This is a genomic window from Bradyrhizobium sp. UFLA05-108 (assembly GCF_059803455.1).
This window is the reverse complement of the sequence record NZ_JBANAZ010000077.1, coordinates 23,890-41,090: the sequence shown is the minus strand read 5'-3', so window position 1 is coordinate 41,090 and position 17,201 is coordinate 23,890. Positions and strand designations below refer to the sequence as shown.

23 protein-coding genes are annotated in these 17,201 nt (G+C 63.7%); 10 read left to right on the top strand and 13 right to left on the bottom strand.

What is annotated here, in order from left to right:
• A partial coding sequence (gene pdxY / locus SO140_RS37985; protein ID WP_498543850.1) for a pyridoxal kinase occupies positions 1-530 on the bottom strand: 530 nt, incomplete at its 3' end.
• 324 nt (positions 531-854) lie between these two features.
• Between pdxY and SO140_RS37980 the strand changes: the two genes are divergently transcribed.
• The gene (locus tag SO140_RS37980) at positions 855-1,187 is read left to right on the top strand and encodes a GYD domain-containing protein (protein WP_449382115.1); all 333 of its coding nucleotides are present in this window, start codon (positions 855-857) and stop codon (positions 1,185-1,187) included.
• 499 nt (positions 1,188-1,686) lie between these two features.
• Positions 1,687-3,003, top strand: a complete 1,317-nt coding sequence (locus SO140_RS37975) for a hypothetical protein (RefSeq protein ID WP_449382155.1) — start codon at positions 1,687-1,689, stop codon at positions 3,001-3,003.
• A 20-nt stretch (positions 3,004-3,023) separates the two neighbouring features.
• Here SO140_RS37975 and SO140_RS37970 read toward each other — a convergent pair whose 3' ends face one another.
• From SO140_RS37970 to SO140_RS37950, 5 genes are all read right to left on the bottom strand, one after another.
• Positions 3,024-3,404 carry a hypothetical protein gene (locus SO140_RS37970; RefSeq protein WP_449382116.1) on the bottom strand — a complete coding sequence of 127 codons (381 nt, stop codon included), beginning with the start codon at positions 3,402-3,404 and terminating at the stop codon, positions 3,024-3,026.
• Between the two features lie 30 nt (positions 3,405-3,434).
• Positions 3,435-3,626 (bottom strand): hypothetical protein, encoded by a 192-nt coding sequence (locus SO140_RS37965; protein ID WP_474797175.1) that lies wholly within the window; start codon positions 3,624-3,626, stop codon positions 3,435-3,437.
• A gap of 161 nt (positions 3,627-3,787) precedes the next feature.
• Positions 3,788-4,069, bottom strand: a complete 282-nt coding sequence (locus SO140_RS37960; RefSeq protein ID WP_474797172.1) for a hypothetical protein — start codon at positions 4,067-4,069, stop codon at positions 3,788-3,790.
• 151 nt (positions 4,070-4,220) lie between these two features.
• Entirely contained in the window at positions 4,221-5,162 is a 942-nt protein-coding gene (locus SO140_RS37955; protein ID WP_474797170.1) for an SH3 domain-containing protein, read from the bottom strand.
• Between the two features lie 135 nt (positions 5,163-5,297).
• Entirely contained in the window at positions 5,298-7,223 is a 1,926-nt protein-coding gene (locus SO140_RS37950; protein ID WP_498541050.1) for an FAD-binding monooxygenase, read from the bottom strand.
• Between the two features lie 117 nt (positions 7,224-7,340).
• On the opposite strand from SO140_RS37950, the gene SO140_RS37945 reads away from it, so the two are divergent.
• Positions 7,341-7,805: a MarR family winged helix-turn-helix transcriptional regulator gene (locus SO140_RS37945; RefSeq protein ID WP_449382118.1), complete on the top strand. Its 465-nt coding sequence runs from the start codon at positions 7,341-7,343 to the stop codon at positions 7,803-7,805.
• A 6-nt stretch (positions 7,806-7,811) separates the two neighbouring features.
• On the opposite strand, the gene SO140_RS37940 is transcribed toward SO140_RS37945, so the two are convergent.
• The gene (locus tag SO140_RS37940; protein ID WP_449382119.1) at positions 7,812-8,333 is read right to left on the bottom strand and encodes a DUF1993 domain-containing protein; all 522 of its coding nucleotides are present in this window, start codon (positions 8,331-8,333) and stop codon (positions 7,812-7,814) included.
• 174 nt (positions 8,334-8,507) lie between these two features.
• On the opposite strand from SO140_RS37940, the gene SO140_RS37935 reads away from it, so the two are divergent.
• Positions 8,508-8,939, top strand: a complete 432-nt coding sequence (locus SO140_RS37935) for a COG4315 family predicted lipoprotein (protein WP_498543849.1) — start codon at positions 8,508-8,510, stop codon at positions 8,937-8,939.
• 355 nt (positions 8,940-9,294) lie between these two features.
• On the opposite strand, the gene SO140_RS37930 is transcribed toward SO140_RS37935, so the two are convergent.
• Entirely contained in the window at positions 9,295-9,891 is a 597-nt protein-coding gene (locus SO140_RS37930) for a L,D-transpeptidase (protein WP_449382122.1), read from the bottom strand.
• Between the two features lie 323 nt (positions 9,892-10,214).
• On the opposite strand from SO140_RS37930, the gene SO140_RS37925 reads away from it, so the two are divergent.
• From SO140_RS37925 to SO140_RS37905, 5 genes are all read left to right on the top strand, one after another.
• A complete protein-coding gene (locus SO140_RS37925; RefSeq protein ID WP_449382123.1) occupies positions 10,215-11,198 on the top strand; it encodes a hypothetical protein in 984 nt (327 codons plus the stop codon).
• A gap of 92 nt (positions 11,199-11,290) precedes the next feature.
• The gene (locus tag SO140_RS37920) at positions 11,291-11,560 is read left to right on the top strand and encodes a hypothetical protein (protein ID WP_498543848.1); all 270 of its coding nucleotides are present in this window, start codon (positions 11,291-11,293) and stop codon (positions 11,558-11,560) included.
• 343 nt (positions 11,561-11,903) lie between these two features.
• Positions 11,904-12,140 carry a DUF6894 family protein gene (locus tag SO140_RS37915; RefSeq protein WP_449382125.1) on the top strand — a complete coding sequence of 79 codons (237 nt, stop codon included), beginning with the start codon at positions 11,904-11,906 and terminating at the stop codon, positions 12,138-12,140.
• Between the two features lie 164 nt (positions 12,141-12,304).
• Entirely contained in the window at positions 12,305-12,682 is a 378-nt protein-coding gene (locus SO140_RS37910; RefSeq protein WP_498543847.1) for a hypothetical protein, read from the top strand.
• 257 nt (positions 12,683-12,939) lie between these two features.
• A complete protein-coding gene (locus SO140_RS37905; RefSeq protein ID WP_449382127.1) occupies positions 12,940-13,185 on the top strand; it encodes a hypothetical protein in 246 nt (81 codons plus the stop codon).
• A gap of 16 nt (positions 13,186-13,201) precedes the next feature.
• On the opposite strand, the gene SO140_RS37900 is transcribed toward SO140_RS37905, so the two are convergent.
• From SO140_RS37900 to minC, 4 genes are all read right to left on the bottom strand, one after another.
• Complete coding sequence (locus tag SO140_RS37900; protein ID WP_498543846.1) at positions 13,202-13,387, bottom strand: hypothetical protein; 186 nt, start codon at positions 13,385-13,387, stop codon at positions 13,202-13,204.
• Positions 13,388-13,602: 215 nt separating this feature from the next.
• A complete protein-coding gene (minE, locus tag SO140_RS37895) occupies positions 13,603-13,884 on the bottom strand; it encodes a cell division topological specificity factor MinE (protein WP_449382129.1) in 282 nt (93 codons plus the stop codon).
• Complete coding sequence (gene minD, locus SO140_RS37890) at positions 13,881-14,696, bottom strand: septum site-determining protein MinD (RefSeq protein ID WP_449382130.1); 816 nt, start codon at positions 14,694-14,696, stop codon at positions 13,881-13,883. The genes minE and minD overlap by 4 nt, the downstream gene beginning before the upstream one ends.
• A gap of 21 nt (positions 14,697-14,717) precedes the next feature.
• Positions 14,718-15,410 (bottom strand): septum site-determining protein MinC, encoded by a 693-nt coding sequence (gene minC / locus SO140_RS37885; protein WP_498543845.1) that lies wholly within the window; start codon positions 15,408-15,410, stop codon positions 14,718-14,720.
• Positions 15,411-15,854: 444 nt separating this feature from the next.
• Here minC and SO140_RS37880 point away from each other — a divergent pair, with 444 nt between their 5' ends.
• A complete protein-coding gene (locus tag SO140_RS37880; protein WP_449382132.1) occupies positions 15,855-16,841 on the top strand; it encodes a phosphotransferase enzyme family protein in 987 nt (328 codons plus the stop codon).
• Positions 16,842-16,916: 75 nt separating this feature from the next.
• On the opposite strand, the gene SO140_RS37875 is transcribed toward SO140_RS37880, so the two are convergent.
• Positions 16,917-17,174, bottom strand: coding sequence for a hypothetical protein (locus SO140_RS37875; protein WP_449382133.1), 258 nt, complete (start codon positions 17,172-17,174; stop codon positions 16,917-16,919).
• Positions 17,175-17,201: the final 27 nt, after the last annotated feature.

Below are 17,201 nucleotides of genomic sequence, written 5' to 3'. Positions count from 1 at the left end.
ATGACGCCTCGGGGGCCCTGCGCCGCGAGGGCGACGCTCGCGGCCAGCAGGCTGGACGCATCCTTCACTGCAATACCGGACAGCAGTTCCAGCTCGAACTGGTTCGGCGTGATGATGGTCGCAGACGGCACGAGCCGCTTGCGGATCACATCCAAAATGCCGTCCGCGACGTAGACCTTGCCGTCGTCCCCGATCACGGGGTCGCAGAGATAGATAAGCTTTGGATTTCGTCGCCGCGCGCGCTCGACGAAATCGGCGATGACCTCTGCATTTGCAGGCGAGCCGAGATAGCCCGTGAGAAGGACGCTTCCCCGCTCGATCAGGCCCCGCTCCTCGACGCCGAGCAGGAGATCGGCCACCAGATCCGCGTCCAGCACGCGGCCGCGCAGCGTCGGATAGCGCGGGTGGTTCGACAGCAATGTCGTCGGCACCGCCGCGACATTCACGCCCTCCGCCTGCATGGGATAGACGGCGGCCGAGTTGCCGACATGGCCGTGAACGACCTGACTTTGAATGGAGATGACGAGCATGTGCGCGATTTGACCTGGAGGATGCGACTTGCAGGAGTTGATTTGGAAGATTTAATTTGGAGGTGGATGGAGCGAAAGCGATACTCATCAATTGCTCCACCAAGATGATACCTTTCGCAAGAGCCCAACCGCGCTTGCACGAGGTGAACGCATTGTCGCGTGGGAAAAAGGGACTATAGTCCCTCGCTGCCGCCACACTGGACGTGCCGAAGTCCGCTTCGTTTTTCAGGCAGCTTGCATGCCGTCGGCAGGCTTGATCCTCGCCCTTGCGGGCGCCTTTTTCAAAAAGCTGATCGTGCGCTCAGTCACCCAACGGAGGGAACGATGCCATTGTTCATCACCTACGTCTCCTATTCGAACACGGGCGTGAAGGGACTTGTCGAAAAGCCGACGGACCGCACCGAGGTCGTCAACACGCTGGTCGAGAAGGCCGGCGGCAAGTTGCTTGGCGCGTTCATGACCACCGGCGCGCATGATGCCGTGATCATCACGGATATGCCCGACGGCTCCGATGCCATCGCGGTCGGCATGGCGGCTGCTGCGAGCGGTGCGATCGCGAAAATCGAAACGGTGCGCGCCTGGAAGATGGGCGAGTTCAAGTCGGTCGCGGAAAAGGCCTCGCGCCTCGCCGCCGCTTACACGCCGCCGGGAAAGTAGAGCCGGTAATGGTGCGCGATGCTGGCGCGCCTTGGCACTATCTGCATATCGGCCTGGCCGGGCGCGCTCCAGTCATGACTTTTCACGCTGCATCGCGCGTTAAGGGTTTGCATTAAGCGAAGTCATAGTTCCTCATTTCGCGCGAAACAATTTTCTATTAAGGTCGACGCGACCGGGCAGAATGTTTCAGCTCGTGCCGATTTTGAGAATCCCGGGGCTGGCTTTGCGGTACCTACTTTGATTGGCTCTGCGCTTATGACTTCAAAGGCCGCCCGTTGGGCGGCCTTTTTGTTTTCAGCGTCGTGATCGTGCGACGCTCAGCGAGGCGTATGGGAACTGCAGGGAACCCGCGCGTGTCCACCGGGACACACTCACGCTGAAAAGCTCCGCAACCGTCTTTTGTGCCATTGCGCCGCCATATCATCGCCCGAACAATTGCTGCGTCGCATGCTTGGCTGTTGCAATCGGGTTCCGGCGGGAGCCTTTGGAGGCTGGGATGATGAACGATCAGCGCTCTCTCATCGTGGCGGTGTCGTGCCCCGTGGCGGTACTCGCGGGCTCCTTTGCACTTTGGCTCACCACAGTCGCCCCTGGGGCAATCCAGAATAGCAGCGCCAACGTCGCTGCAGACTCTTCCGCACCTGCTCTCGCCGCGCGCGGCGAACCTGCCGACGTCCCGCGCGCTGCGACCGTGAGCGAGCCCGTCGCCGTGATCGACGTGCCGACGATCGCACTGCCGGCGGTGAGCACGACGACGACCGACGTGGTGCCAGCCGCGACCGCATCGGATCCCATCGTCAAGCTTGCATCGGCCGATCCAGCACAGATGCTGCCGGCGGAAACAGCGCCGCAGCCCGCAAGTTCAAGCACGCCGGAGCGCATCACCGCCACGGAGACGCACGAGCCGACCGTCAAGCTTGCTTCCGCAGATCCGACGGATGTGCTGCCTGCGGAGACGCCGCCACTCGCCGCAGCGAGCGCGGAGCCCGTCTCGACCGACGCGACAGCCGTCACGCGCGAAGGTCCGGATCCGCTCGAAGTCGCCGACGAATGCCTCGTCGTCGACGTCTGCATCGACCGCTATCTCTGGGCGCTCTATCAGCGCACGCCCAAGGAGGATTCGATCAAGGAGGAGGAGCGCCGTAGCGTGACGGTGAAGCGTCGCGGCAAGATGGTGACGGTCATGAGGACGTTCACCAAGCTGGTCGACGAGGATTTTGCCTGGAAGGATCCGAAGGCCGCGGACAAGGCCGGCATGTCGCTGATGGATTACGTGATCGGCGGCATGGACCGCAGCTTCAAGCTCAAGCTGTTCCACGCGCTTCACGCCGCGCAGGCGGCCGGTCTCGAGCCCGGCATTACCAGCGCCTTCCGCGACGACTATCGTCAATCGATCGCGAGCGGCCTGAAAGCCGCCTCCAACCGGTCGTATCATGGCGGCAGCACCCGTGGCGGTTATGGCCATGGGCTCGCCGCCGATATCGTGAGCGTCAAGGGCGAGAACCGCGCGCAGCGTTGGGTCTCCACCGAACTGCTATGGAAGTGGGTCGATGCCAACGGCAAGGCGCTCGGCATCGGCCGGCCCTATCTCGACCACGATCCGCCGCATGTTGGCCCTATCGACGGCCAGGAATATGTGTCTCGCCGGGGCGGCGCGACCTCCAGGCAGGCCACGGCTGAGGCGAAGCCGCACAAAAAGATTGCTGCGAGGAAGCTCGCGGCCGCACGCTCGGCCCGGCACACCGTTGCGCGCGATGCGCGAGGCTCCGCGAAACAGCCGCAGGCGGCCAGAGCTTCGAAAGTGCGCACGAGCTGAGCGGGTAGCCGCGTAACTCGTTACCTCTGCGGCACTGACGCTGGCGGTCGCAGCGACGACCGAGGTGCACCGGTGGGCTTCGACGATTTCGCCGCCGCGCGCGACTTTCCCGCGGGCGGGCTGTCGACACTCTCCAGATAGGCGGCGAGCGCCTTCGCCGAATCCGCGCTGCTCGCATAATGGTCCTTCAGGAACCAATAGAGCGTGAAGCTGAAGCGCCCCTTGGCGAGACCGCGCGGGCTGCGGTGGCAGCTCGCGCAGCCATCGGCAAACAGTTTTTGCGGCGGCTTGCCCTCGTCGAGATTTTGCGCGCGCGCAATGGTCGCGGTCAGCAGGACTGCTGCGGCCACGCCAAACAGGGGCGCGATTAGCCCGCGCCCCGATCGATCAGATGACGTCAAAATTGTCCCCTGTCCCCATCAAGCGGCCGGTCAGGCCGCCAGCAACGCCTCGAATTCGGCCGGCGCGTAGGCCTTGCCATCCTGGTCGGTTATCACGACCTGCCAGCCTTCGCTCGCCCACACGCGCGCCTTCGCCACGATCACGAGCCGGCTCTCACGCTCGAACCTATACGTCTCATTGTCGCGTTCTGCGACCATCTTGTAAGCCACTGTCGTCCCCATCGCACGTCCCCTGCTCCCGCTTCTCACGTGCCAGCGGGCTTTGGCGGCAATTCGCCGGGAGCATGGCAATTTGGTGCCGTCCAGAGCATCGTGCAGCCTCGCGACCGCCGCCGCGGCACGCGAAACCATCACGTCATGGATGTCGGACGCGCTGGCGGCGGTCAATGCACGCGAATGACGTGCGGCCGGCCGAGGTCGATCAATCCTTGCACCGCCGAGAGGCGGTCTTCCAATGCTGCAATCGTCACAAGCAAATTGTTGCGCCGCTCGTCCAAAATACCCTTTTCGGCGTCGGACAATTTCGTCCTCGTCCGCTGCTGGTCGAGATCGAGAAGCGAGCCGCGATAGCCGGCGATCACACGCGCGAGCTGCTTCGCCTCCTTCGACATCGACTTCATCGCGACATTTTGCCGGCGCGTCTCCGAATGGCCTGGCTGTCTCATCGTCATCCTCCCGTAAGCCCCTTGCCCCGAGTGGACAAAGGGAGCATCCGGTGAAGTTGTTACGTTCGATGAAATCTACCTCTGCGTAATTGCCTCAAATTGTGCAGGCCGGAAAGGAAAAGCCCGGCTCTTGGCCGGGCTTTCGCTCTTGTTAGTGCCGCTCACGGCCCGGAGGGCCGCCGGCGGGCGCACCGCCGCCATGCGGCGCGGCATTGATATGCGGCGCACCGCCGCCACCACCACCACCGACATGGGGTGTCGCGGGCGCTGCTGCGCGCGGAGCCGGCATCTGCGCATGCGCGTTCATCGGCGCGCCATGACTGACATTGGGCTGCGCGACGTGCGGCATCGCGGGACGTGCCGCGGGCGCCGCCGAGACGCGCGGCGCCTCGTGACTGCGCGCATTCTGCGGCTGAGGGCGCGCCATTGGCTGCACGCGGGCCGCGGCGCGAGCGTTCTCATGGGCAGCGGCGCGCGCATTCTCGTGCGTCGCACGTACCGCGTTCTCATGCGTCATCCGCGCCTGTGCATCCGCCGGGCGACCGCGGATCTCGCGAGCCTGCGATTGCTCGCGCGTCACACGCGCGGCTTCGCCGGCGCGCCCGCCTCCGACCGCGATCGCACCTTCGCGCGTCGCGGCTCGCCCGATGCGCGCGGCTCGCGGATCGAGCGTCATCCGCGTCGCATTGCGCTCATGCGATGTCCAGTAGTTCGCCCAGTAGTCGCGGCGGTGATACCAGGGCCGGCCGGCATAGTAGCTCGACCAGTACGAGCTCAGCGCGAACGGCACCACCGGCACGTCGACCTCGTCGACATAGTCGGGCAGATAGACGTAGTGGTTGCGGTAGAGATATTCGAGATATTGCGACGACACCCAGCCGCGGTCGTTCGACCAGCTCACGTCGCACCAGGCCTTGCCGTCAAGGCAGCCGTGGACATTGACGCGGGAGCCTCCGGGAATGCGATCGACCATCGGAAAGCCGGGACCCGGCCCCGCCCTCAACCCGACGGACGCAGTGACGATGCCGGGCGCCGCGAGTGCGGCGGTCGGCGCGAGCAGCATGGCTGCGGCAAACGCAAGTCTAAGCTTCATAGCGTGATCCTCCTCATGCGAGCAGGAACGTTCGAGCGGAGCGAGCGTTCCGCGCCACCGCGTCGAACTGGCCGAAAGATGAAGAGGCCGATGGCAGACGGGTTCAATATTCATCCGCCATTCATCGCGCGACCCTCAATTCACTTGCAACATGAAGCTGTCGAAGAATGCCGCCAGCTCTGCATACGCATCGAGGGGCAGCACATGTGCGACGTATTGGTCCGGCCGCACCACGACCATGCATCCTGCATTGCGACCGATCCCGCGCATGGCAAAGATATCGTGACCGCTCTTGAGATCGGGGCAGAACATCTTTTCGTAGTCGCGAAGTCCGTACCGCCCCTTCGCCGGCAGAAGCAGTGGCGGCATCGCGCCGATGATGAGCTCGCGATGATCCTGCTGGAACACCGCGCGTACATCGATCACGGAGTCGATATCCGCATCTACCGGCGTATAGCGTCGCACCGGGGACTCCCGTCCCTGGCTCAGGAAATCGCAGAACGAGGCAATCGCTCCGTCGCCCGCCGCGGGGTCGCCCGCGCCCGCAAACGCAAAAATGCGCCAGCGGCCGTCCGCCCTGGCGACGTGGCCGAGGTGAACGGGCTTTGCATCGGCAAGGCGGATCGCCGGTGCGGAATGAAAACGCTTGCCTATCACGAGACCGCTGGCCAGATGCTGATGTGTGGTGTTACCGGTCAGGAGCCCCGGCCGATAATGCGTTGCTGTCCCCGCGGTGTAGCGCCCGTGGCGGACAAAGTAGTCCTGGGTCTTGGCTGCATCCGCGGCCTTGCCGTCGCCCTTGGCCGAGGCCAGGATCGTCGCCCACTCGCGATCGAACTCGATCAGCTCTTTTGCCACCGCCTGACGTTCGCTCGAATAGCTGTGCAGAAGGTGCGGTGCGCACTGCTTGCGCAGCACGGCGGCAAGCTTCCAGCCCAGATTGAAAGCGTCCTGCATCGAGACGTTCATGCCCTGCCCCGCCTTCGGGCTGTGAGTGTGGCAGGCATCGCCAGCGATGAAGACGCGAGGCAGCCGCGTCGCGGTCTCCGCCTCCGGCACATCGTCGAACTTGTCTGTCAGGCGCTGACCGATCTCGTAGACCGACCACCAGGCGATCTCCCTCACCTCGAGCGTGTAGGGATTGAGAATGCGGCGCGCCTTCGCGATCAAATCGTCGGAGGTGATTTTGCGGTTCGCAACACGCTCGCCGATATCGAGCGTCGTCAGCTCGACATAGAGGCGCACGAGATAGCCTCCCTCCCGTGGAATCACGATGATGCTGCCGTCGTTGGCCGACTGGATCAGTGCCTTGAACCGAATGTCGGGAAAGTCGGTCACCGCGAGCACGTCCATCACGCCCCAGGCGTGGTTGGCGGAATCGCCGTGCAACTCACGGCCGATGGATTTGCGCACGCCGGAGCGCGCGCCATCGCAGCCGACGACATAGCGCGCCTTCACGGTTTCGATCCCACCCTCGTGAGCCGGATCGATCCTCTCCAACCTCACCGTCACCGCATGATCTTCGAAGCGCGCCGCGGGGTCGACATGGAGATCGATCAGACGCCGTGCGTAGTGCGGCTCGAGCTTGGCTGGCGACTTGCGCATGACGTCGAGAAAGCCGTCATGCACGCGCGCCTGGTTCAGGATGACATGCGGAAATTCGGATAGCCCATCCTCGACGTCCTGCACCCGGCCGCTGCGCACGATGTTTGCGCTGTGCTTGCCGTCGGGTTTCCAGAACGTCGTCTCGTTGACCCAATAGGCCTCCTTCAGCACGCGCTCGGCAAAGCCGTAGGCGTGGAACATTTCCATGGTGCGGCAGGCGATGCCGTCGGCCTGGCCGACGAGAAGGCGACTGGGCTTCTGCTCGACGATGCAGGTCTTGATGTCGGGAAACGCGGCGAGCTGCGCCGCGAGCGTGAGTCCTGCCGGGCCGCAACCAACGATCAAAACGTCGACCTCGTCCGGAACGGAGCCGGCCGCGCCGGAGGCCTGAATGCGCTCTGCCGGGTCGGCGATATCGGGGTCGCCGGCCAAAAATCCATTGAGATGGAACTGCATGAGACCTGCTCCTCCCCTGTTGCGCGTTAAGTGGACCGCGTTAGGTCCTTCTTCAGTATTGATCAGTATACTGACTATCAGTATACTTGTCAATGCCCGTCATCCGAGGAGCGTCCGGTGAAAGACAACAACGACATGCCCGGCCATCTGGCCCGTCGCTTTCAGCAGATTGCCGTGGCGGTATTCCTCGCCGAGGTGGAGGACGCAGGCTTCGACCTCACGCCTGTGCAATATGCGGCGCTCGCGACCATCAAGGCCAATCCCGGGCTCGACCAGGTGACGTTGGCAGGCCTGATCGCGTACGACCGCACGACCATCACCGGCGTGATCGATCGCCTCGTGCAGAAGGGCCTTGCCGAGCGTCGCGCCAGCAGCCGCGACCGGCGCGCGCGCGAACTCGAGATCACCGACGAAGGAGGCAAGACGCTGCGTGCCATCACACCAGCAGTCGAGGCGGCGCAGCGGATCATGCTCCGCGGCCTGACCGACAAGGAAGCCGATGAATTAATGCGGCTGCTGCGCAAGGCGATCGCCGCGGGCAATGACCTTAGCCGCGCGCCGATGCGCGAGGCGCCGACGTGAGTGCGCTCACGTCTTCAGCTTCAGCCGGCCAATGAAATCGCGTTTTCCCAGCGGCGCGCCCTTGTGACGGAGGATGGCGTAGGTCGCGGTCGCATGGAAAAAGAAGTTCGGCAGTGAGAACGACATCAGAAAACCCTCCGCGGTGAAGGGCACCGTGCGGTCACCGACCTTGAAGGTGACATCGCGGCCGACCAGAGCATCGACGGCTTCGGGTGTCAGAGCGGAGATCTCGTTGCGAGCCTCGGTCACCAGCGCCTGAAGCGAGGCGTAGTCGTGATCGGGGTTGATGCTCGGCGGGACGAACACCCCGTCCCTCGCCGCTGCGAGCGCGCCGCGCGAATGATGCGCGACCGACACCACCTGGGCGCGCAGCGGCCACATGTCCGGCGCAAGCCGCGTCTCCACGACCTCGGCCGGATCGATGCCCTTCTCCTTGAAATGGACCAGGCTCTTGTCGAGGAAACCGCCGACCGCGCCCAGAATCTGGAGATAATTGGCAACCGTTGCGTCGTAGAGCGAAAAGGCCATGGCGTAACTCCCCGCTTGGATGTCGCGTGGGATAGAGTTCCCGCAAATCCTCGCCGATTGCAACCAGTGCCCACATTTGTCGCAGCGCGGCGAAACCTGGAACTAACTTTCGACTGTTACCGTCGCCCCATTCTGCGCTTAACGCGCGATTAATTTTGTGATCGGGGGCCTTGGATGTTCAGGTTCGTCATGGTGGCCGCAGCCGCACTGCTCCTTTCCGGGCAGGCGCTCGCAAACGGACATGGCTCGGATGCTCCGCCGCCGCCAAAGCCCGACGCCACGACCGCGCCGGCGCGCGTGATCCTGACCAAGCAAGGCCCAAAGCTCGTCGATCTCAAAGGTATGACGCTTTATTATTATGAGCGTGACACCAGCGGCAAGACATCGAACTGCGACGGCAAATGTCCCCAGATCTGGACACCGCTGTCAGCGCCCACCGACGCCAAGGCGGTCGGCGACTTCACCGTGATCACACGCAATGACGGCAGCAAGATGTGGGCGTACCGCTATCGCCCGCTCTACACGTCTCCCGCCGACAAGGCGCCCGGCGACACCAATGGCAACGCCACGACCCTGCAATGGCGGATCGCCCGGCCCGACGAGTAGCGAGGCCGCTCGAAGCTCAGTGCCTCGAACTGCTCGCGACCTTTGCATGCGGCACGGAATCGGCGGAAGCGTAGTTCACCTCCGGATTCAACGTACAGGATCAGTCCTGCGAGAATCGAGCCGTAAAAGCTGACACTTGCCCACCGCCACTTTCGCGCAATGCGGCGGTCGTGCTCGTTCAATTCATAAAAGAATTTCTGCATGGTGCCTCCGTTGGCAGCTAGCGCGTGAGGCATAGCTCACCTGCAGCACATCCGCTGTGAGGCATTTCACGTTTTGCGGTTCCAGAACGTAGAAGGGCCCGGTCAACGCTCGCCGAGCCCGCGCCAGTTCAACGATCTCCGCAGCTACCTGCTTACCCGCGCAAGCCGTCTCCTGCCCCGCTTTGCGCCGTCCGTCCCGGTGGCAGCACCACCACGGTCGAACCCATCTTCACCCGGTCGTAGAGGTCGATCACATCCTCGTTGCGCATCCGGATGCAGCCGGAGGAGATCGCCTGGCCGATATATTCCGGCTGATTGGTGCCGTGGATGCGATAGAGCGTGTCCTTGTTGCCGGCATAGAGGTAAAGCGCCCGCGCACCGAGCGGATTGGCCGCGCCACCGGGAACGCGCGAAGGATAGGGCCCAAGCCGCTCCTGGATCTCCGGTGTCGGGATCCAGTCCGGCCACGCGGCCATGCGGCCGACCCGTGCCACGCCGGAGAACGCCATCGCCTCCTCGCCGACGGCTACGCCGTAGCGGATCGCCTTGCCATCGGGCAGAACGTAGTAGAGATAGCGCGCGTCGGTATCGACCAGGATCGTGCCCGGCTGCTCCTTGCGCGAATAGTCGACGATATGGCGGAGATATTGCTCGGGTACGTTCGCCTGCGCGTAAGGCGTATGCGCCAGCAACTGACGGTCGCGTGGCGTCATGCTCGCGCTGTTGGACGGCGACAGGGTCGCCTGCATGCAACCGCCCAGTGGCAGCAACGCGGCTACCAGTATTGCGATAGAGGATTTTTGCACAGCCTGCCCCAGGTTGCGCCCCCAACCTTCTACATCTGCTGCCCAAATCGTGCTGAAAAAATGGCGGCACGGCGGGAAAACTGACAAGTGTCCGGGAGCCAGGGGTTCCGCCGGCACGCCCGCAAGGGGGCAGCCCCACACTCTCCTTCCTGCCGCCTTGCTTTCGTCAAACCCGGCTGGACTCGTGCGCACTGGGGGTGGAGGACCGACTGATCTCTTTCCATCGGCTCGCGCGAATGCGGACGACCAAGGTTTAAGGAGCTTCGATGCTCGCGACGCTGAACAGCAAGCAAATCGTCGATGAAATCGTGAAGGACACGGTCAAGGATAACGATCCGCACGACGCGCTCGATATCGCGCCCGAGATCGTCCTCGCCGCGCGCCCGGACAAGGCCGCGACCACGCCCACGCTCGTGCCTGACAGCGCAACGCGTCCGGAGCCCAAGATCAATCTGAAGATCAATCTGATGAAAGAGATTTCCTCCGCGGCGCCGTCAGTCGACACCGCAGTTCGCGCAGCCGCCAGCGATCTCCGCGTCACGCGCAAGCGCTCGTCGGTCGGCAGATGGCTTCGCAGCGCGTTCGTCACCCTGCTGTTTGCCGGAGGCAGCGCCGCCGCAGCCATCGCCTGGCAGACCCACGGCGATACCGCAAAAGCGATGGTTGCTGCATGGATGCCGACCGTGGTCGCTTCGCCGTCACAAGCGACACCGCCGGCAACGGAGCAGGCTGCGTCAACCGAACAGCAGGCCACAACCGAACAGCAGGCCACGGTGGCCGATCAACCCGCCGCGCAGCCGCCAATTCCGGCTCAGGCGCAGGACAACGGCAACACGAGCCCGCCGACGACGGCGCCCGACGCGGCGCAGTCGCTCCAGTCGATGACGCGCGATCTCGCCGCGATGACGCAGCAGATCGAGCAGCTCAAGGCCAACATGGCCGAACTGAAAGCGAGCCAGGAGCAGATCGCGCGCGAGATCGCGAAGGCCGCACCGCCGAAGCCGGCTGAGGCCAGGATTGCCGATCCACGCGCGAAGCTCTCGGCTCTGCCGCCGCGGCCGCCGGCGCCGCCTGTGCGCAAACCCAGGCCGATGGCCGCCGCTCCGACCTATGCACCAACTTACGCACCAGTGCCGGTCGCACCTCCACCACAAGCTGCTGCCGTTCCGTCGCCGCTACCGCCTGCTTCCACCTCGCAGCTCGCCGATGACGACGGACCGGTGGTGCGTCCGCCGATGCCGGTGCACTAGCCTCGGGCTCGTGAACCCTTCGACGGCACACCGAGACCAGAGCGCAGAACCGGTTCGCTCACCGACCGGACATGCGCTTCGAGCTGACAACCATGCCGACGATCAGACGCTTCGTTTCGAATCTATGGCTTGCGGCAACGCCGCTGGTCATTCTGTTCGCGATCGTCGGATTGTTCGCGCTGATCGGAGCAGCAAGCCGGATCGTTTCGACGGTCGCAGGTCCGCAGGTCTCGGACGACTTCGTCGCCAACGTCATGACGCTGTTCGCGATGCTGGTGCTGTTCGCGCCGCTTGCGATTCTGATCTACGCGTTCGCCTCGCTCGTGCGCGAGCGCAGGCCGAACAGAGGTGACGCTGTCTGAGTCGTCGTGAGACGTTGAGTCCGGGCGGTTACGGGCCTGCGAATTTTTGTGCTGTGACCGGAAGGAGAAAAGGCCGTCGGGATCTATGCCGCCGGCCTTCTCTTGCAACTGCCGGTTCCCGGAGCCCGGTTCTGTTGCAATTCCATGCTGCGAGCATGACGCGCGCATACTTAATAAAATCTTAACGATCTCGCGTGGTGCACATGATTTTTGCCCCATAAGCACAGAGATTGCGCGGACACTTCGTTCGGGAAAGATCGACTCAGTGGTACCATCTCCTGCGTGAGACTTGTCGTCGGACTTGAGTACGCAAGACTTTGTAGTCAAGACTTGGGGACCTCGGATGCCTTACTACTACTTCGATCTCGTGGTTGGTGAAGAGTTCAAGAACCAGGGCGGTATTATCCTCGAAGACCTCGAGGTCGCCTCGGATCGCGCTGAGCAACTGGCCAACGAGTTGTCTCAGGTGAATCCCGATCTTCAGCATAGGGGATGCGCCGTGCGCGTCACCGACCGCGATCACAACGAGGTTTATCGGACGCCGCTCGATCCCGTTCCGAGCTGGCAACGGTCCGGTTAGCTCGTCACGCATCGCCAACCCGCATTCGCCATCGCATGACGGGGCGGCATTCCTCGCGTGAGGCGTACCGACCTCACGGCCCGCGCGAGTGCGCGTGATCTTCCACCCCCATTGCGCGGCGGGGCCCCTAGCGCTAGCCTCTCAAAAAAAGGGAGGATTTTGGAATGCGCTATGGTTGGTTGATCGCGGGCTTGATTCTGATTGCTGCACCCGCCCAGGCCGCGCCGCGATCGGTCTATGTGACGATGGTCCTGCAGGCCTTCGCCGCCAAGGTCGAATGCCCCGGCACCGATCTCGTCTATCAGGACCTGGTGAAGCGAGCGCAGGATATGCAGCTGCCCGACGGCACGACCGAGAAAGTACGCAAGGCCATCGCCTTCATGCACACCGGCGGCAAGATGGGCGAGAAGCAGGACGACGATCTCATGGCCGAGGTCGCGGTCGCGACCCAATCAACCGATCTCGACCAGCGACGGCTCGGAATGAGCGGCTGGTGCGAAGCCCAGAAGACCAACCTCGCCGGGCTCATTCACACCAAATAATGATCTCACAGCACAGCCGGCGCGCCCGGTGAACTTCGGGTCCCTCCTTCGTCCAATCCTTCAAGTTGAGGAAAACGCACGATGTCGGCTGCACGGACACGCCCTCGCCTGATGGTGTGTCGCGGGAAGGCGCGAGCCCGCGGGGCAGTGAGGCGCTCGTGCCAACGTTAGCCATGCCGCGATGGAACCGGTGGCCTTGGCCAACAATCGTCACAATCCTCGCAAGCATACGGGCGGCTTCGTCAAGGAGACCCACAATGCGGACTGCCTACATCGTGCTAATAGGCGTGCTCGCAGGCGCGTTGACCGCGCCCGTGCTTGCCAGGAATTCCAACACCCAGCAGGCCGAAGAGAAATCGGCCGCGTCAACGTGCAGTGCCTATCAGCAGGCGCCGGACGGCTCTTGGACGCAGCTTCCCTGCAAGGAGACCGGCGAGCACAGCAGCCAGGCGCAGACGCAGCACAAGCCGCCGGCGCCGGGCACTGAACCGGACGCGCACTGAGGCCGCGGCCGCCCGTTCAGCTCTGGTGCGGGCCCTTCATGATCTTCATGGCGTCCTCGATGTGACGCCACTCCTTCGCCTCCTCGGCCTCGCCGCGGTTCTCGCAGGCCTGCGCCAACTGTGCGGCCTGAGCAATCGCAGCAAAGCCATGCTTCTCGAGCATCTGACGTGCGATGGTGTGAACCTGGACCTCGGACATCATGGGCGCTCTCCCGGTTGACGCGTCGCAGCCGCGACGTCGATGCGGCCGCGGCCTCTCTCAAACGGTCGAGCGCGAGCCCGGTTCCCGCGCGTCACATCACATCGGCACGCCCCGGAATTTGAATGGCCAGGCATTGCGAATGCAACAAAGGCAGCCCGCTGTCGCCAGCGGACTGCCTTCTCATCCACCCCAAGTTAGACGACCCGGCCGGGTCTCTACCCGACCGCCACCCGCTTGCGCTCGATGTCGTTGGGCACCTCGATGTCGACCTCGAGCGTCGAGACTTCGTCGCCACGCTCCAGCCGCACGATCACCTTGGTCGGGTCGAGCGTGACATGTTTCGAGACGACCGCGAGGATTTCCTCGCGCAGCACGCCGAGCAGATCGGGCTGGCCGCGCTGGCCGCGCTCATGCGCAAGCAGGATCTGCAACCGCTCGCGCGCGACGGGAGCAGTGGCCTTGTTGCCGCGAAGAAGCCGGAGCAGACCCATGCTCATGCTGCCCTCCGTCGCAGGAGGCGATCCATGAAGCCCTTCTTCTCCGAAGGCACGGTCATGCGGATGTTTTCACCGCACAACCGCTTCGCCGCATCCATGTAGGCCCGTGCTGGCGCGCCGTCCGCATTGGACAGCGTCACCGGCGTACCGACGTTGGACGCCTTCAGCACGTCCTGGCTCTCCGGGATGATGCCGAGCAGCGGCGTTGCGAGGATCTCGAGGATGTCGTCGATGTTCAGCATCTCGCCGCGCAAGGCACGCGAGGGATCGTAGCGCGTGATCAGGACGTGCTTTTCGACGCGCTCGCCCTTCTCGGCGCGCACCGTCTTGGAGTCGAGCATGCCGATGATGCGGTCGGAGTCGCGCACCGAGGAGACCTCGGGGTTGGTGACGATCACGGCCTCGTCGGCGAAGCGCATCGCCATAGAGGCGCCGCGCTCGATGCCGGCAGGGCTGTCGCAGATCACCCAGTCGAACCGGCTGCGCAAATCGGCGATGACCGTGCGGACGCCCTCCTCCGTCAACGCGTCCTTGTCGCGGGTTTGGGAGGCCGGCAGCAGCCAGAGATTCTCCAACCGCTTGTCGCGGATCAGGGCCTGCGGGAGCTTCGCAACTCCCTGCACCACGTTGATGAGGTCGAACACGACGCGCCGCTCGGCGCCCATCACGAGGTCAAGGTTGCGCAAGCCGACGTCGAAATCGACGACCACGACCTTGTCGCCGCGCTGCGCCAGCGCTGCCCCCAAGGCTGCGGTCGTCGTGGTCTTGCCGACCCCGCCCTTGCCTGATGTCACGACCAGTACCTTACTCATCTCAAATATCTCCCTTGCTGGTCAGTTCAGTGCTGTAATTCGCATGGTATTGCCCTGTAGCCAGGCCTGCGCCGGCTTGCCGCGCAAGGCGGCGTCGATGTCGTCCGCAGTCTGGTAAAATCCATCAATTGCAAGCAGTTCAGCCTCGATCTTCTGACAATAGATACGCGCGGAGGAGTGGCCGTTGACGCCGGCCATGGCGCGCCCGCGCAGCGCGCCGTAGACATGGATGGAGCCGCCCGCGACGACCTCGGCCCCGGAGCCGACCGAGCCCAGGATCGTCACGTCGCCCTCGGGGAAGATCACGGTCTGGCCCGACCGCACGGGGTTTTCGAGCAGCAGTGAGCTCGGCTGCTTCGTGACCTCGACCTTCTTCGGCGGGGTCGGCTCGAGCCCGCAGGAACGTCCACCCAAGAGCAGCGGGGGCATGTTCGGCGTCAGCCGCGCCTCCTCCACCCCCTCGAGGCCGAGCACGCGGATATTTCGCTCCTGGAGGCTTCCGAGTAGATGCGTGATGCCGGACTGGCTGAGATCGACCGAGGACAGATCGACCACCACCGGGCGGCCGGCAAAGAATCCCGGCGAGCGCGCGATCGTGGCGTCGATCTCCTGGAGCCAATCGACGATCGGAACCGTCGGCACGAAGACGAAGGCGACGTAGGATCGGCCGCGCAGGCGCACCAATTGGCGTTGAGGTCTTGCTGCTGCCTCCATGGCTGCCGACTCGTCCTTGTTATTGAATGGTTAACGATGCGACCGAGATGGTTAATGGCCGGTTAATTTCTCGGCGGGTTACGCCACTCGGAGAGCGCGTCCTGGGCACTATTCCTCGCCCTACGCGACTGGCGGACTTTTGGATCTGCGGATTGCAATGAATTTCCCGGAGATTTCGGCCCCAAGGGCAGCGGCATGACCAACGACGCGGCGACCTTTGCCCGCATCGACCGGCAGCAGTCCGAGCGCTGATCATGATTCTGGCGATGACGATGATGGTCGTGGTGAGGATAGGCGCTAATCGCCGATTCCCGCGCCAATGAGCTCGAGAAGATGCTGGACCCCCGTCTACGCGGGGCGCAGCATCGTCCTTTTCGAGGCGGCTCTTGCTTCCACAGATGACCGCTCCGCATTAGGATCGGCACGCAATCCTGAGCACCGCCTTTGGTCGATTTCGAGCCAGTCTACACCACGTCCCGGGCAGAGACCGTTGCGCGCTTCGTCGCCGAACGTTACGCCCTGCCCGCTCCGCTTCAGTGCCGGATGCTCAATCGCGGGTTCAACGATGTTTACCTCATCGTCACGGCAACCGATGAACGCTATGTGTTTCGCCTGTCGCATCATCGCGCGCGCGGCGCCGCCGATGTGCGGACCGAAACGGACTTCCTGGTCCACCTGGACAGATCCGGCGTGCCGGTTGCCGCGCCCGTTGAAACGCGCGAAGGCTCTCTCTTCGTACAGGGACAGGCCCCGGAAGGCGTGCGGGAGGGCGTACTCTTTCGCGAGCTCGCGGGGCGCGTGCCCGAGGCAACATCCACCGCCGATGCCCGCGCGAACGGCGTGACCCTGGCGAAGCTGCACAACGCCGCGGAGTCACATAGTGCTCCGGCTGCGCTTTACAAACTCGATCTCGATCATCTGTTGCGCCGGCCGCTTGCGAGAATTCGCGACAGCAACATCCTGGAGATCGCAGGCGCGCACATCGGCGATCTCGAGGCCATTGCAGCGAGAACCGCCGAACGGATCGAGACGTTGGATCACCTGACCTGGACCCATTGTCACGGCGATTGTCACGGCTTCAATGCGCGTATCAGCGACGCCGGCGATGCGGTCTTCTTCGATTTCGACGACGGCGGTCCCGGCTATCTGGCGTACGACCTGTCGGTCTTCCTCTGGGCGAAGCTGTCCTTTGGCCGCAAGCTGTACACCATGTGGGACGTCTTCATCGATGGCTATCGGACGATCCGCCCTATCGCTCCAGACGATTTCGAGGCCGCGCATGCGTTCGTCATCGTCAGGCACTTCTGGCTGATGGGCGAGTATGCAAGCCGCACGCGGGAATGGGGCAGCGAACCCGTCAAGTGGGTCGCACGCGAGGTCGAATTCTTGAGGGCCTGGGAGACCGACCGCCTGGCAGATCGATTGTTTTAGGTCGAGCGTTGCCGAGCCTCACGAAGGCAGCTTCGACGTGGAGCACGGCAACGGCGACGTGGAGAAGGACGCCATTCAGAGCAGCTTTGCGCTCACGAAAAGCGCGCGCACTGTGTTCGTCGCCTGCACGGCAAGCATCGCGTTGTCAGCGGCGCCTTCGAGTGCGGCAACCGCCTCCTCATGCAGCGAACGGAATTCCATCCATTCCATCGAATTGTAGTTGGTGAGGAATTGATAGGCCTGGCCGACGGTCGCGATCGCCAGCGTGTTACCGTTCAGGCGAATCTTGAACGTCGTGCGCAGCGGGGTGTCGGAACTGGTTGGATCGGTCATGGGCTGCTTCTGCACGAAAACGGCTTA